We start from the raw sequence: 13,936 nt of genomic DNA on the forward strand, positions 1-13,936 counted from the left end.
GAGTTTATTTCAATCTAAATTTCTCCACGCCTCAACAAGGCATTTTCAACTTAATAACCAAAACAAACTCCAGCTAAAGCAATCAACAAGTATGCGCCATTCTTTTGTAGTTATCTCCTGTTTTGTGCGATGGGACACCCACGCTAAATTTTCATAATAACTGAGATAAGTTCTTGCTGTTCCTCGGTTGGTTTAAGCGGTATAGTTGTATAAGTTTTTGAATCTGGAAGGAAAACTTTTATCTGATACATGTTTTTTGTCAGCTCTATTGCTCTTGTTGCAGAAAAACCCGCTTTAGATATTTTTAACATTCTTTCTAGCTCCTTGAAAACTGCATAAGACACAAAACAGATACAGATGTGTGTTTCTATTCTTCTTGGTATACGGTGATAAATAGGTCTTATTCTGATATCAGTTTTACTTATTCGGAAAGCTTTCTCGATATGCCACAGGTTTCCATATGCTGCAATGACTTCAACTGGCTTCATAGACGTGTTTGTCAGATAGCCCTTCAAACCGTCCCATCTAGCATCCATTTCATATTTAGTGTAATCGATAGCTACTTTTATTTCTGATTCCAACTTGAGGTATTTGTTATACCCTCTGTTATTGATGCTATTTTTATCTAGTTTCCCGTTTTTAACCTTTTTTCAAGCTTTTAAGGCCCTTTTCCCGATTATGAGAATCCTTCTTCCTCCGTTTTTCTGAAAAGCTCACAATAAGCCTATAACCATCCTTTTTCACTTCCCTTGGTTTGTCTTCGGTAACCTCCAGTTGTTGGATTTTATTTTTGATTTCAGCACTTTCATTCTTGATTTTACCTCCTAGGACAAACTTGTACCCATTGCTGATGAGTGCATCGATATTGGTCGATGACAGTAAACCTGCATCAGCAATCACAATAGGTTTGTCAATAGAAAACTTCTTTTCAATATTCTTCAATACAGGAATAAGTGTATGCCCTTCATAAGTGCTTCCTTCAAAAATATCATACCCCAAGGGGTAGCCATCAGGTCCTACTAGCAACCCTAATTTGATCTGGGGATGCTGATGCTTGCCGTCTTTTGAATAGCCTATTTTCCGTAAATCATCTTCATCTGGCACCTCGAAGTATAACGTAGTCATATCGTAAAAAATAAGGCCGATATTCCCCCCTAAAATATCCTTGAAGTGTTTAAATGTCAACGCTTCAATCCTATCTTTATAATTTCTATGGATCTTATCCATATACCGATAGATGGAATAAACGCTGATTTCCTTGTTCTTGAACCTGGCAAGATAATCGATGGTTTTCAGCTTGGATCCAGGATAAACAAGCCTAGACATGATCAGGTCTCTGAAAAGCTCATCTAATCCGATAGTGTGATACCCTATTGACTCATAAACCTTTCCAAGAATATTATCAGGACCAATAAGCTCTATTTCGCTATTACTTACATTGGAAAGCACAGATTTTAGGTTGGTATCCCTATCATTGGAAAACAGGGAAGCCTGACCCTTCATTTTCTCAATTTCAAGTAAGGCCTGCCTTTCAAGGAGAACAAGCTCTGATTCATCAAAAGAACTGCCTAATGACTTGACAACTTTATTGATTCTGCCTACTTTTTGGATAATCTGTACACTAAAGCTACCGCTAGAATTCCTTTTACGTCTCACAAACATAAACTAAAAATAATCCGAGACACCCAAAAACACAAAATCAATCGAAATAATCCATTAAATTTCAATGACTTAATTTTGAACTAAAGTGTGCCCGCACAAAACAGGAAACAAACTCCAGCTAAAGCAATCAACAAGTATGCGCCATTCTTTTGTAGTTATCTTATTTTTAATGCATTCGTACGCGTTTGCACAACTGAGATTCGAGTCAGCGTATGATAATGACAGAAATGTGACCATCTATGCCATTAATCCGGATATCATTCCTTTCACGGTAGTGATAGACTTTACAACACTTAATAATTTAACCTCTAATGGAGGAAAAACAGTCATTGCTATATCCAATCCCGGAAAAAATGTTGTCGCCAAACTAAAAAGAACTAATCCTGATCAAGGATAAAGGTGAAATCTCCTAAGTACAGGTTCCAGTAAAAATTTGGGGCAATAATCAGGAACTTTACAGCAGTCAGGCATACCCGGTGGTTCAGGTATCTCACCCTCAGGACCTCATAGCAAAAGAACTTAGTAAAAAAGAGCTGAAACGATTGGAAGGAAATTAATACCACAGGGGATTGCCTTTTTAAGTACTTCTTCATCAAAAAAACCCTAATTTTGCAGCTCTCATAAACCCCTCGCAGCGTGTACAAGTCTCTCATCAAACCCATTCTATTTACCAAAGACCCGGAAGCAGCTCACCACTTTACCTTCGATTGGATCAAGCGAACGTTCAGTTTACCAATTGTAAGCTCCGTATTGAAAAATAGTTTTTCTCTGGATAACCCACTATTGGAACGAGAGGTCTTCGGTCTGAAATTTAAGAATCCAGTAGGACTGGCAGCGGGCTTTGACAAAGATGCCAAGTTGATTGACGAAATGGCACTTTTGGGTTTTGGATTTATCGAAATCGGTACCCTAACACCCAAACCTCAGGGCGGAAATCCACAACCCAGACTTTTCAGGCTTCCTCAAGACGAAGCTTTAATCAATCGCATGGGCTTCAATAATGGTGGCGTAGAAGCCGCTGTGGAGCGACTGCGCAAACGTAAAACCTCCATCATCATCGGTGGCAACATTGGCAAAAACAAAGTCACTCCCAACGAAGAAGCTGTTAATGACTATCTGTATTGCCTGAAAGTTCTCCACCCCTACGTGGACTACTTTGTGGTCAACGTGAGTTCTCCCAATACCCCGAATCTCCGAGACTTACAAGAAAAAGAGCCATTGAAGGCCTTGTTGCATGCGGTCAAGACTGCCAATGATGCCTATGATAAGCCAAAACCCATCTTATTGAAAATTGCTCCTGACCTAACGAATGGGCAATTGGATGATATTATTGAGATTGTACAGGAAACACAGATTGCCGGAGTCATTGCCACCAATACCACCATTGACCGATCACGATTGAAGACAGACAAAGCTACGGTAGAAGCAATCGGTGCAGGCGGGGTAAGTGGAAAGGTACTTTCCAAGCGAAGTACTGAAGTCATCCGCTACCTATCCACACAATCCAAGCAAGCATTTCCCATTATTGGTGTAGGCGGTATCTACTCAGCAGCCGATGCTATTGAAAAGCTGGAAGCAGGGGCGAGCTTGGTGCAGGTGTACTCAGGCATGATTTATGAGGGACCGAGCTTGATTAAGCAGATCAACCAAGGATTACTCGAACATTTCAAAAAATCCAATCCATAAATCTCAAATTTTCTCTATCTTCATTTCCCATAATTCAGCAAGTACCGATGGCTTCCGAAAAACCTAAGGCAAATACTTTTAGAAAAAAACAAGAAAATGCAACCAAAGGCTCCTCCAAACCAAAGAGAGAATGGAACTTAAGCCTGTTTCAAGACAAAAGACTTCCTTTGTCGATCGGAATCTTTTTGCTATCCGCGGGTATTTTTTTATTGTTTGCCTTCACGGCACACTTATTCTCTGGCAAAGCAGATCAAAGCTTACTAGGGCCTATGGTAGATGATGACTTAATCAAAACTACTGAGCAGGCAAAAAACTGGCTTGGATTACTAGGAGCCAAAGTTTCAGACATATTTATCCGTCGTTGGTTCGGCATAGGAGCCTTTTTCATTCCACCTTTTCTCGTACTTGCTGGGATTCAATTAGTATTCCGTCAGCAGTTGTATTCGCTTACCCGATACACAATATTTGGCATGTTCTTTCTCATATGGATTGGTGCTTTTTTGGGCTTTATGGCAGTACTCAATCCTTCTTTTGCTTTTCTGAGCGAATGGAGTGGTGGATTCGGACATGAAAGTGGAATTTGGCTATTCAACCTACTTGGCTGGGGAAGCTTGATATTATTCATAGGCTGTTTATTGATTTTTCTTATCCTATTTTACAACATCCAACAAATTGGGAGTTTGGGTGAAACTGAAGAAAAAACTACCGCTGAAGCATATGCAAAAGATAAAAGTCCTGCAAAATCTCCTTTTGTATCTGACGAGGAATTGGAAGATGAAGATGATGATTTACCAGAACTTGAAGATATCAATGAGCAGGAAGATGGCTTGGGAGATGACGGGAGTTCGTGGGTTATCAAAGGAGCAGAAAATACGCCCCCAGCTTCAACCGGTCAACTAGTACTGAATATTGAAGATTCTCGTGCTCCTCAAGAAGAAAAGCAGGCAACTACTAAACCTGTTGAAGAGCAGCGTTTTTCTGTAGCAGTTAAAGAAGGTGAAGAAAAGACTGCCGATGAAGTTGAGAATTTAGACCCCTATGATCCTACTCTTGACCTTCCTCATTACAAATACCCAACATTGGATTTATTGAATGAGTATGACTTTCAAAAAGTAACCGTTACCCGTGAAGAATTAGAGGACAATAAAAATAAAATCGTAGATACCCTCATCAATTTTAAAATCGGTATTCAGGAAATCAAGGCCACTATAGGCCCTACGGTCACCTTATATGAAATTGTCCCGGAAGCGGGAATAAAAATCTCCAAAATCAAAAACTTGGAAGATGACATTGCATTAAGCTTGTCCGCCTTGGGTATACGAATCATTGCTCCTATTCCAGGTAAAGGTACTATCGGTATAGAGGTGCCGAATAAAAACAGGGAGCTTGTACCCGCAAGAGCAGTTATAGGTACTGAAAAATTCATGAAAAGCGACAAGGACCTGCCGGTGGCCTTAGGAAAGACCATTTCCAATGAGGTCTTTGTTATGGACTTGGCGAAAATGCCTCACTTACTCATGGCGGGGGCCACTGGTCAGGGTAAATCCGTAGGGTTGAATATGATTTTGGCCTCTTTAGTCTACAAGAAGCATCCTTCCCAACTCAAATTTGTCTTGGTGGATCCTAAAAAAGTGGAATTGACCTTGTTCAATAAAATTGAGCGCCATTTCTTAGCCAAACTTCCAGGGGCAGAGGAAGCCATCATTACCGATACCAAGAAAGTAATCTACACGCTCAATTCCTTGTGTATAGAAATGGATCAGCGGTATGATTTGCTGAAAGATGCAGGCTGCAGAAACCTGAAAGAATACAATGCCAAATTTGTGGCCAGAAGGTTGAATCCCGAAAAAGGCCATCGATTTATGCCCTACATCGTACTTGTAATCGATGAGTTGGCGGATTTGATGATGACAGCAGGCAAGGAAATCGAGGCTCCTATTGCACGCTTAGCCCAATTGGCCCGAGCGATTGGAATTCACCTAGTAGTCGCCACTCAGCGACCATCCGTAAATGTCATTACAGGTATCATCAAGGCCAACTTCCCTGCCCGTCTATCATTCCGTGTAACTTCCAAAATCGATAGCCGGACCATCTTGGATGCAGGTGGTGCAGACCAACTGATCGGTATGGGGGATATGTTGCTATCTACAGGTTCGGAGATGACCCGATTGCAATGCGCTTTCCTTGACACGCCCGAGGTGGATGCCATCTGTGACTGGATTGGAGAGCAAAAAGGCTATCCTGATGCATACCTCCTTCCGGAATTTGTTGGAGAAGAAGGTGAAGGCAACTTGGGAGATATAGACTTGGCGGATAGAGACCCTTTATTTGAAGATGCTGCCCGCCTGATTGTACTGCATCAGCAAGGAAGTACCTCCTTAATACAGCGGAAACTCAAACTTGGATACAACCGAGCGGGCCGAATAGTTGATCAACTCGAAGCAGCAGGCATTGTGGGACCTTTCGAAGGAAGCAAAGCGCGGGAAGTTTTGATTCAAGATGAAACAAGTTTGGAACGGTTATTGAGCAGTTTATAGTCGGAAAGTTCCAGCCTAATCAATCGTCATGAAGAGTATCTTACTCACATTAATCATAGCACTGTTCTGTATTCCATTTTCAGGAACACTTCAGGCCCAAAAAGATCCCAAAGCAAAAGCTGTATTGGATGGCATGAGCCAAAAATATCGGGGACTTAAGGGGCTCAAAGCCAGTTTTGAAGTCACTTATTTTGATGGCTTTGACAGCAAAGGACAAATGCAAAAAGGTGAAATTGCTATCAAAGGCGATAAATACCATTTAAAACTGCCAGATCAGGAAATTTTCAATAATGGCAAGACCATTTGGAATTTTATTGAGTCCGGCAATTACAAGGAAGTCACCATCAACAATGCTTCGGATTTGGAAGATGAGTTAACACCATCATCCGTCTATACTATGTATCAAAAAGGATACAATTATCGCTTGGTAGGTGAGAAAACAGAAAACGGTGTTGTATTGCAAGAAATTGAACTGACTGCAGAGCGCAGCAGTGCTCCTTTTCAACGAGTTTTATTGTGGGTAGAAAAAAGTACGAAGGATTTGAAAGCTTGGGAAATCCTTGATGACCAGGGTGGCAAATTTCGCTATGAGTTCAAGTCCGTCAATACGAATGCCGACCTACCGGATACGTTCTTTACTTTCAATCCTCAGAAGTACGGGAAGATTGAGATAATTGATTTGAGGTAGGGTTCTCGCAAGCCTGCCTGTCGGCCATAGCCGTCAGGTTAAGAGGTTAATTATATGTTCAAGAGCCAATTTTCCTTTCTTTTTTTCAAGATAAATTGCTTTTGGAGCATAATCGATCAATTTTTTAATCAAAAGTCGGAGCTGGTTTTGGTTTTTAACTGCTTTTATTAGAAAGTTTTGGATGTTTTGTATCAGTCTAAAGTATTTCCAAATACTGCATAGTATCTTATATTTACCATACATCTGCTCTTGTAAACAGTTGAATATCTTTAGATTAAGGATTACCCAAATTAGCTTTCCGTAAAGCTGACATTCAAACCTATGAATTTTTTTACTGTTAAACTCATTTATCGTAACCAAAGATTTCCAAGTCTTGAAAATGAGTTCTATTTGCCATCTCATAGCGTAAACTTTTCTTATTTCATTGGTTTTTAGTACCTCAGACGGAACATTGGTAACCATAATATTGAGTCTGGCCTTGATTTTAAACTTTTCAGAAACATTATGTCCTGTTGACCTTGCTTGTTTGGTTGTTTTTTTTAGTCTTTTTTGATAGGTTTCTTCATTGGCAAGTGAAAGAACCAAACGCGCAGGAACACGCTCCTTTTACCTAAGTATACAGAGACTTCAATATAGTCAAGATGATTTTTTTTGAGTTTGTGAAGGTGATTTTTTAAGTCTACAGGTTCCTCTGAATCCAAATCAAGATAGCAATTCACCTGTGGCCCCAAACGGTTGATAAAATAGGCTCCCGCAGAATGGACCTTTGTCATAAACTTCAGGGTAGAATATCCCAGATCTCTTAAAAAAAGATCTTTTCACATATATCATGAGTAAATTCCGCTGAGTCTGACTGATCGTTCAATACCCCAGAGGTCAGTCTCAGATCCATACTTTGACCGCTAATGAAATCGTATTCATATTGGATACTTATCATTGATGATGATTGGCTAAGGGCTCCGCCATATCCCTTATATTTTTCCGAAAAAGGGTCAGGGAGAGAAAACTTGGTTGAATCCTTGATCCTGATTCTTTTAAAATGGGATGTAAGGAGTTCTCTATTGCCCTGATATCTAATCTTTTGAAACAAAAGTATGTCAAGACATCTTTTAAAAATGATACTGCTTGAGCTGTAAATCGATCGTGTAAGGATTGCTTTGTAATATTGATACCGAACTGCTCAAACAGAAAGGAGGCCATATCCAATAAGCTGAAAAATTTTCCCCGTTGATACGAAAACATCAAACTAAGCAGGAACCCGAAACCGTCAAGTTTAGACTTCCTGATACAGAAACGAGTTTCAGAGGCGATTGAGTTAATGGTTTTTGGATTAAAGAAACTATGAAATTTTTCCCTTAAAATCTGATCTTTTTCAAGTAAATTTCCTTGATTTTCTTCCCTTTACTGTAAAAATATTGTTATATTTATAGAAGAAAAAGGCGGATAACGACCAAGTTGAGCCGCCTTTTTCAAAATAACTAAAAACTTATACAAATATGAGCAAAAGGACGAAAGATCCCAAGGGGGATCTACGTTTTGTTTGTAAATCAGCTCAGACTTCTGATTTCAGGCCCATTAGCCTGACGGCTATGGCCTGTCGGCAGACAGGGGCGCAAAGGCGCGGTTTTTTTGAGAGCCACAAAGGCACGAGGACACAAAGTAGAAACGTAAGGATGATTTTTTTGATGGCTAGATTACCGAAGTAGAGTTCTCGCAAAGGCGCAAAGGCGCGGTTTTTTTGAGAGCCACAAAGGCGCGGAGACACAAAGAGGAAATTAAGGATATTTATTTTGATGGAGGAATGAAGGAGGCCATTTCTAGCGAAGAGATGCGGATTTTTGGAGCCACAAAGGCGCTAAGGCACAAAGAGGAATTAAGGATATTTATTTTGATGGAGGAATGATGGAGGCCATTTCTCGCAAAGAGATGTGGATTTTTGGGGCCACAAAGGCGCTAAGGCACAAAGGGGATATAGGAAAGCGATTTGTTTATCGAAAGAAATTTTCCGCGAATTCAGCGCTTTCTGTGAGCACTTATTTAATTCTATCTGTGCCAAATCTGTCAAATCCGTTTTATCCGCGAGAAATTTATTTTACTTTTGACAAAATCCAGTAACCCATGACCCGCCAAGAGATTTTCCAGCAAATCCAACAAAAAGCGTCCTTCTTATGTGTTGGCCTAGATACCGATATTCATAAAATCCCTCAACACCTCCTCAAAGAAGCAGATCCTATTTTTGAATTCAACAAGCAGATCATTGATGCAACGGCGGATGTAACGGTGGCTTACAAACCTAATATCGCTTTTTATGAGTCTTTAGGAGCTAAAGGTTGGGAGTCCCTACAAAAAACGCTGGAATATATCCCAAAAAATATATTTACTGTGGCAGATGCTAAGCGGGGAGACATAGGAAATACCTCTGCTCTTTATGCCCGCGCATTCTTTGATACCATGGATTTTGACTCGATCACCGTTGCTCCTTACATGGGCGTGGATAGCGTGAGTCCATTTTTGGAATTTAAAGGTAAATGGGTCATCCTCCTGGCCTTGACTTCCAACCAAGGGAGTCAAGACTTTCAGATCATGACAGCTTCCGATGGCAGGCCTTACTTCCACCATGTGTTGGAAAAAAGCCAAACTTGGGGCACTCCTGACAACCTGATGTATGTGGTAGGTGCTACCCGGGGAGAGAAAATTGCGGAGGTTAGAAGTCTGGTTCCCGAACACTTCTTTTTGGTGCCAGGCGTAGGTGCGCAAGGGGGAAGTTTGGAGGAAGTAGCCAAGTATGGCATGAATGCCCAATGCGGATTATTGGTCAATAGCTCTCGGGGAATCATCTATGCGGATAGCTCTGAAACCTTTGCAAAAACAGCCCAAGTCGAAGCCCAAAAGTTGCAGGAAGAGATGAAAAAACTGCTGGATCAATACCTCTAATGAAATTAAGTACTTAAGTTGGGTCTTTGGAGGGGTGTGAACTTCCAAAGGCTTCTTTATTTTTGGAGGCTTGGTTATTTTTAGGTATCAACAACGGATGTTCGGATGTCAGAGGAAACTTTTTCAAAGTCTGGAATTTTGGAAAAGTTGGATCTCGGCTGAATCTGAGCACGGGATAACCCCTACAGCCATGGCCAACTTCAACGAGGATTTTTTACAAACCATCTGGAAGTATCAGTACTTCGATAAAAACAGTTTAGAAACTGTCACAGGAGAGCGTATAGAAATCAAAAAAATCGGTTTTCATAATTTTCATGAAGGCCCTGATTTCCTGGAAGCCCATATCAAAATAGGTAAGCTGGAATACCATGGGCACGTGGAAATTCACAAGTATGCCTCCGAATGGAATCAGCATGAGCACCAAGAGGACCCCCGCTACAATTCGGTCATCTTGCACGTAGTCTGGGATCATGACAAAGACATTCTGCGCCAAGACCAAACAATTATTCCTACGTTGGAGCTGAAAGGGAGGGTATTTTTGGATGTGTTGAGAAACTATGAGCGATTGATCACCAAATCTTCCGAATTACTATGTGCAGATGAGCTCCAAGAGATTCCTGATATCCTCAAATTTTCCATGATTGAAAAATCTCTCGTCGAGCGATTGGAAAAAAAGTCTTTATTACTTCTCGAAATCTTGGGACAGACCAACAATGACTGGGAAGAAACCGCCTATCGTTGGCTATTTCAATGCTTCGGTTTTAAAACTAATGCAGTCCCAATGGCTAAAGTAGGCAGTAGTGTATCTTACAAAGTATTGCAACGCTTAAGCTTTCAGCAACGCAGTTTGGAGGCTATTCTTTTCGGTCAGGCAGGGTTTTTAGAAGGTGAGACTTCAGATGAATACGCGATGGATTTACAACAAGAGTACCATTTTCAACAACAAAAATTCGGACTAAAGTTCGCTTGCCATGCTCAAGAATGGAAAATGATGGGTGTACGTCCTAGCAATTTCCCCAGCATCCGCCTCGCTCAATTGGTGCAAGTATTGCGTCAAAACCCTAATCTATTTTCAGCAGTGCTACACGACTTGGATAACTTTCATAATTTTAAAAAGATTTTTGCCATCACCCTTCCCTCCTACTGGCAAGAACATTATCGCTTTGGTAAAAAAGCAGAAAAAACCACCTCCAAAGGACTCAGCAAAGACAGTCTCTACCATTTGGCAATCAATTTTGTTGTTCCTCTTTGGTATACCTATGGCAAGTACTTGCAAGAACCTGAATGGAAAGAAAAATGCATAGATTTTTTACAAACCATACCCGCAGAAAACAATTACATTCTTCGGAAATTCAAAGCTGTCAACTGGCCTGTACAGCATGCATTTGATTCACAGGGGATGTTGGGACTTTTCCACAATTACTGTTCACAAAAAAAATGCCTCGACTGCAAGATTGGACAGAACATCATCAAGCCCCAAAAAATGGGCAGGCCAGAAAAAAAAGGAAATTTGGTTAAGAGATGGGATTGACCTAATTTTGCGAGTTGATTCACGCAAACATGGAAAAACCAGTAATAATTTTCGGAGCCAAAGGAATTGCTCATCCCGCATTGGAGATCTTCAATAGCAACAAGGTCATTGTCTATGGCTTTTTGGAGGAAGAAGCAAGCCTGCATGGTACCGAAATCAACGTGGTCCCAGTATTAGGCCATCCAGAAGATGATGGGTTCCTTAAACTGATCGGTAAAAAATGCGAGGCATTTGTAGCCGTAGATGACAATAAATACCGACAGTTTTTAGTGAAATTGCTCAATGATCGCCGCAAGGTACAACCTGTCAATGCCATTCACGAGCGTGCATACATTTCTACGGACGCAACAGTTGGACATGGAAATTTTGTGAACGCCCAAGTTACCGTTGGTGCTGGAAGTGCTGTTGGAAGTCATTGCATTTTCCATACCGGTGCCATCATTGACCATACCTGCCAAGTAGAGGATTTTGTACAAGTAGGTGCAGGTTCCATTGTCAATGCAGGCGTCACCTTAAAAGAAGGCGCCTTTGTCGGAAGTGGCGTGACCATTGTAGCAGGATTGACTATTGGAAAAAATGCACGAATCGGTGCAGGTTCGGTAGTTATCTCCGACGTAAAAGACAACGAAACCGTATTTGGAAATCCAGCGGTACCCATCAAGAAGTAATTCTTAATCAATTTATACACCTAACACCCTGCCGAAACAGGGCTGACGTTATGGAAAACAACAACTACAGTATCTTACTTTATTACTGCTATGCAGCAATTGAAGATTGTGAAGCATACAGAGAAGAACACCATCTGTTCTGCATTGAAAACAATATCCGTGGGCGAATCATCATTTCCCCGGAAGGATTGAACGGGACAGTTTCCGGTCTGAAAGAAGACTGCGAAAAGTACATGGCCTACATTCACGCGGATCCTCGATTTGCCAAGACAGAGTTCAAAATCGAATCATACGATAAGCATGCCTTTACCAAAATCCATGTGCGTGTAAAACCCGAGATTGTGCACAGTTCCCTTCGCCACATTGACCCCAATGTAAAAACAGGGAAGCACTTAGAGCCTTTGGAATTCAAAGCCATGAAGGACCAAGAGGATGTAGTAATTCTGGATGTGCGCTCCAATTATGAGCATGAACTAGGGCATTTTAAAAATGCGATGCGCTTAGATATTGACAACTTCCGTGATTTTCCTGAGAAGGTTAAGGAACTGGAGCACCTGAAAGGCAAGAAAGTATTGACTTATTGCACAGGAGGTATCAAATGTGAAAAGGCGTCCGCATTTTTGCTGGAGCAAGGATTTGAGGATGTGTATCAATTGCATGGAGGTATCATCAAATACGGCATGGAAGCGGGCGGTGAGGACTTCGAAGGCAAGTGTTATGTCTTCGACAACAGAATTGCTGTCGATGTCAATGCAATAAATCCAACCGTGATTTCTACTTGCCATGTCTGTGGGACCAACTGTGACCGCATGGTCAACTGTGCCAACCCAAGTTGCAATGCCCACTTACCTATCTGTGAGAAATGTGGGTGGGAACTGGAGGGCGCTTGCAGTACCACTTGTCAGGAACATCCAGAAAAACGTCCCTACGACGGAACAGGATACTACCAGAAAAATACGAATGGGTATAATCCCTACAAAGGCTTATTCAGAAAGCCGAATAAAGAAAACGTCAAAAATTTGATTCATGAGTAAACGAATTCCAGAGTCTGAATTGATCATTAATCCCGATGGGAGTATTTATCATCTCAACTTGAAGCCAGAGCATCTGGCTTCAACTATTATAGCCGTAGGCGATCCTGAGCGCGTAGCTAAAATTTCCAAGTATTTCGATTCCATAGAGTTTGAAATCACTAAGCGGGAATTTGTCACACACACCGGATACTATCAAGGAAAACGCATCACCGTCATTAGCACTGGGATGGGTACAGATAATATCGAGATTTTCATGACTGAGTTGGATGCCTTGGTCAATATAGACTTGGAAACCCGCTTACCAAAAGAAAAACATACCTCATTGGACATCATCCGAATTGGAACTTCAGGAAGTATGCGTCAGGAAATACCCGCTGGCTCGATGTTGGCATCTGCCTACGGTGTAGGTTTGGATACCCTGATGACATTTTACACAACGTCTTATACTTCTTTGGAGAAGCAAGTGGGGAAGGCTATACAGGAATCCTTGCAAATCGGATTTACGCCCTACTGCATCCAAGGTTCCGACAAACTTTTGAAGCTTCTAGGTGAAGGTCTGATTATTGGAAATACTGCCACCTGTCCTGGATTCTTTGGTCCACAAGGTAGAGAAGTTCGTTTGAAACCAGCTATTCCTGACATAATTGAAAAGCTAAGTACCATCAATGTGGACGGCTTTCAAATGACAAACTTTGAAATGGAAACAGCGGGCTATTACGCTATGGGGCGCTTATTGGGTCATGAAGTGTTGAGTCTAAATGCAATTGTGGCCAATCGGGTAACGCAGGAATTTGCATCCAACTCCTATGAGATAGTAGATGAGTTGATACAACATACCTTAAAAAAAATAGCGGAATAAAATTCCGCTATTTTTTAGTTTAGTCACCCTTATGCTAAGTTGTTAGTCGAAAAAAAACGCTCTTTTGGAGCCGAATGGAAATTTTCCCATTCTTTATAGTCCAATGTTTTAATCAGATGATTTAAAATTTCAGCGCATTCCTGTTTGCATAGATATACCCCAAAAGAAGTATCATCCTGATTTAATCTAAATACCCTTTTGCTTTCAAAAATACGGACTAGAGAATCCCATTTAGAAACCATCAAAAGCTCGTCCTTGTCAGAAACCAACTGAATGATTTTGAATGTACCATATGTTGTAGTGATCTGCATAGCCGTAAATTTTAAGTACAATCAAA

At 41.0% G+C, this 13,936-nt stretch carries 11 protein-coding genes and 1 pseudogene; 9 read left to right on the plus strand and 3 right to left on the minus strand.

From position 1 onward, the window contains the following. Positions 1–143: 143 nt before the first annotated feature. Positions 144–1,662: pseudogene (locus IPZ59_RS03005) on the minus strand (IS1634 family transposase). A 169-nt stretch (positions 1,663–1,831) separates the two neighbouring features. On the opposite strand from IPZ59_RS03005, the gene IPZ59_RS03010 reads away from it, so the two are divergent. From IPZ59_RS03010 to IPZ59_RS03025, 4 genes are all read left to right on the plus strand, one after another. Next, positions 1,832–2,059 (plus strand): hypothetical protein, encoded by a 228-nt coding sequence (locus IPZ59_RS03010; RefSeq protein ID WP_236138406.1) that lies wholly within the window; start codon positions 1,832–1,834, stop codon positions 2,057–2,059. Between the two features lie 239 nt (positions 2,060–2,298). After that, on the plus strand, positions 2,299–3,348 hold the full coding sequence (locus IPZ59_RS03015) for a quinone-dependent dihydroorotate dehydrogenase (protein ID WP_236138407.1): 1,050 nt from the start codon (positions 2,299–2,301) through the stop codon (positions 3,346–3,348). Positions 3,349–3,395: 47 nt separating this feature from the next. Continuing rightward, positions 3,396–5,885, plus strand: coding sequence for an FtsK/SpoIIIE family DNA translocase (locus tag IPZ59_RS03020; protein WP_236138408.1), 2,490 nt, complete (start codon positions 3,396–3,398; stop codon positions 5,883–5,885). Positions 5,886–5,913: 28 nt separating this feature from the next. Beyond that, positions 5,914–6,573 carry a LolA family protein gene (locus IPZ59_RS03025; RefSeq protein WP_236138409.1) on the plus strand — a complete coding sequence of 220 codons (660 nt, stop codon included), beginning with the start codon at positions 5,914–5,916 and terminating at the stop codon, positions 6,571–6,573. 33 nt (positions 6,574–6,606) lie between these two features. On the opposite strand, the gene IPZ59_RS03030 is transcribed toward IPZ59_RS03025, so the two are convergent. Beyond that, positions 6,607–7,158, minus strand: coding sequence for a transposase (locus tag IPZ59_RS03030; RefSeq protein ID WP_236138410.1), 552 nt, complete (start codon positions 7,156–7,158; stop codon positions 6,607–6,609). Between the two features lie 1,533 nt (positions 7,159–8,691). On the opposite strand from IPZ59_RS03030, the gene pyrF reads away from it, so the two are divergent. The 5 genes from pyrF (at position 8,692) to IPZ59_RS03055 (ending at position 13,599) form a co-directional block, all read left to right on the plus strand. Further along, positions 8,692–9,507 (plus strand): orotidine-5'-phosphate decarboxylase, encoded by an 816-nt coding sequence (gene pyrF / locus IPZ59_RS03035; protein ID WP_236138411.1) that lies wholly within the window; start codon positions 8,692–8,694, stop codon positions 9,505–9,507. A 190-nt stretch (positions 9,508–9,697) separates the two neighbouring features. Then, positions 9,698–11,038 carry a DUF2851 family protein gene (locus IPZ59_RS03040; RefSeq protein ID WP_236138412.1) on the plus strand — a complete coding sequence of 447 codons (1,341 nt, stop codon included), beginning with the start codon at positions 9,698–9,700 and terminating at the stop codon, positions 11,036–11,038. A 29-nt stretch (positions 11,039–11,067) separates the two neighbouring features. Continuing rightward, on the plus strand, positions 11,068–11,706 hold the full coding sequence (locus tag IPZ59_RS03045) for an acetyltransferase (protein WP_236138413.1): 639 nt from the start codon (positions 11,068–11,070) through the stop codon (positions 11,704–11,706). Between the two features lie 50 nt (positions 11,707–11,756). Next, entirely contained in the window at positions 11,757–12,740 is a 984-nt protein-coding gene (trhO, locus tag IPZ59_RS03050; RefSeq protein ID WP_236138414.1) for an oxygen-dependent tRNA uridine(34) hydroxylase TrhO, read from the plus strand. Beyond that, complete coding sequence (locus IPZ59_RS03055; RefSeq protein ID WP_236138415.1) at positions 12,733–13,599, plus strand: nucleoside phosphorylase; 867 nt, start codon at positions 12,733–12,735, stop codon at positions 13,597–13,599. Before trhO ends, IPZ59_RS03055 begins: the two co-directional genes overlap by 8 nt. 29 nt (positions 13,600–13,628) lie before the next feature. On the opposite strand, the gene IPZ59_RS03060 is transcribed toward IPZ59_RS03055, so the two are convergent. Beyond that, positions 13,629–13,910 (minus strand): hypothetical protein, encoded by a 282-nt coding sequence (locus IPZ59_RS03060; protein ID WP_236138416.1) that lies wholly within the window; start codon positions 13,908–13,910, stop codon positions 13,629–13,631. Between the last annotated feature and the right edge of the window lie 26 nt (positions 13,911–13,936).

Source organism: Mongoliitalea daihaiensis, assembly GCF_021596945.1.
GTDB classification, from domain to species: domain Bacteria; phylum Bacteroidota; class Bacteroidia; order Cytophagales; family Cyclobacteriaceae; genus Mongoliitalea; species Mongoliitalea daihaiensis.

Coding starts and splice junctions, on each gene's coding strand:
- IPZ59_RS03010 (WP_236138406.1), top strand. CDS start 1,832: ATGCATTCGTACGCGTTTGCACAACTGAGATTCGAGTCAGCGTATGAT.
- IPZ59_RS03020 (WP_236138408.1), top strand. CDS start 3,396: ATGGCTTCCGAAAAACCTAAGGCAAATACTTTTAGAAAAAAACAAGAA.
- IPZ59_RS03025 (WP_236138409.1), top strand. CDS start 5,914: ATGAAGAGTATCTTACTCACATTAATCATAGCACTGTTCTGTATTCCA.
- pyrF (WP_236138411.1), top strand. CDS start 8,692: ATGACCCGCCAAGAGATTTTCCAGCAAATCCAACAAAAAGCGTCCTTC.
- IPZ59_RS03040 (WP_236138412.1), top strand. CDS start 9,698: ATGGCCAACTTCAACGAGGATTTTTTACAAACCATCTGGAAGTATCAG.
- IPZ59_RS03045 (WP_236138413.1), top strand. CDS start 11,068: ATGGAAAAACCAGTAATAATTTTCGGAGCCAAAGGAATTGCTCATCCC.
- trhO (WP_236138414.1), top strand. CDS start 11,757: ATGGAAAACAACAACTACAGTATCTTACTTTATTACTGCTATGCAGCA.
- IPZ59_RS03055 (WP_236138415.1), top strand. CDS start 12,733: ATGAGTAAACGAATTCCAGAGTCTGAATTGATCATTAATCCCGATGGG.
- IPZ59_RS03060 (WP_236138416.1), bottom strand. CDS start 13,910: ATGCAGATCACTACAACATATGGTACATTCAAAATCATTCAGTTGGTT.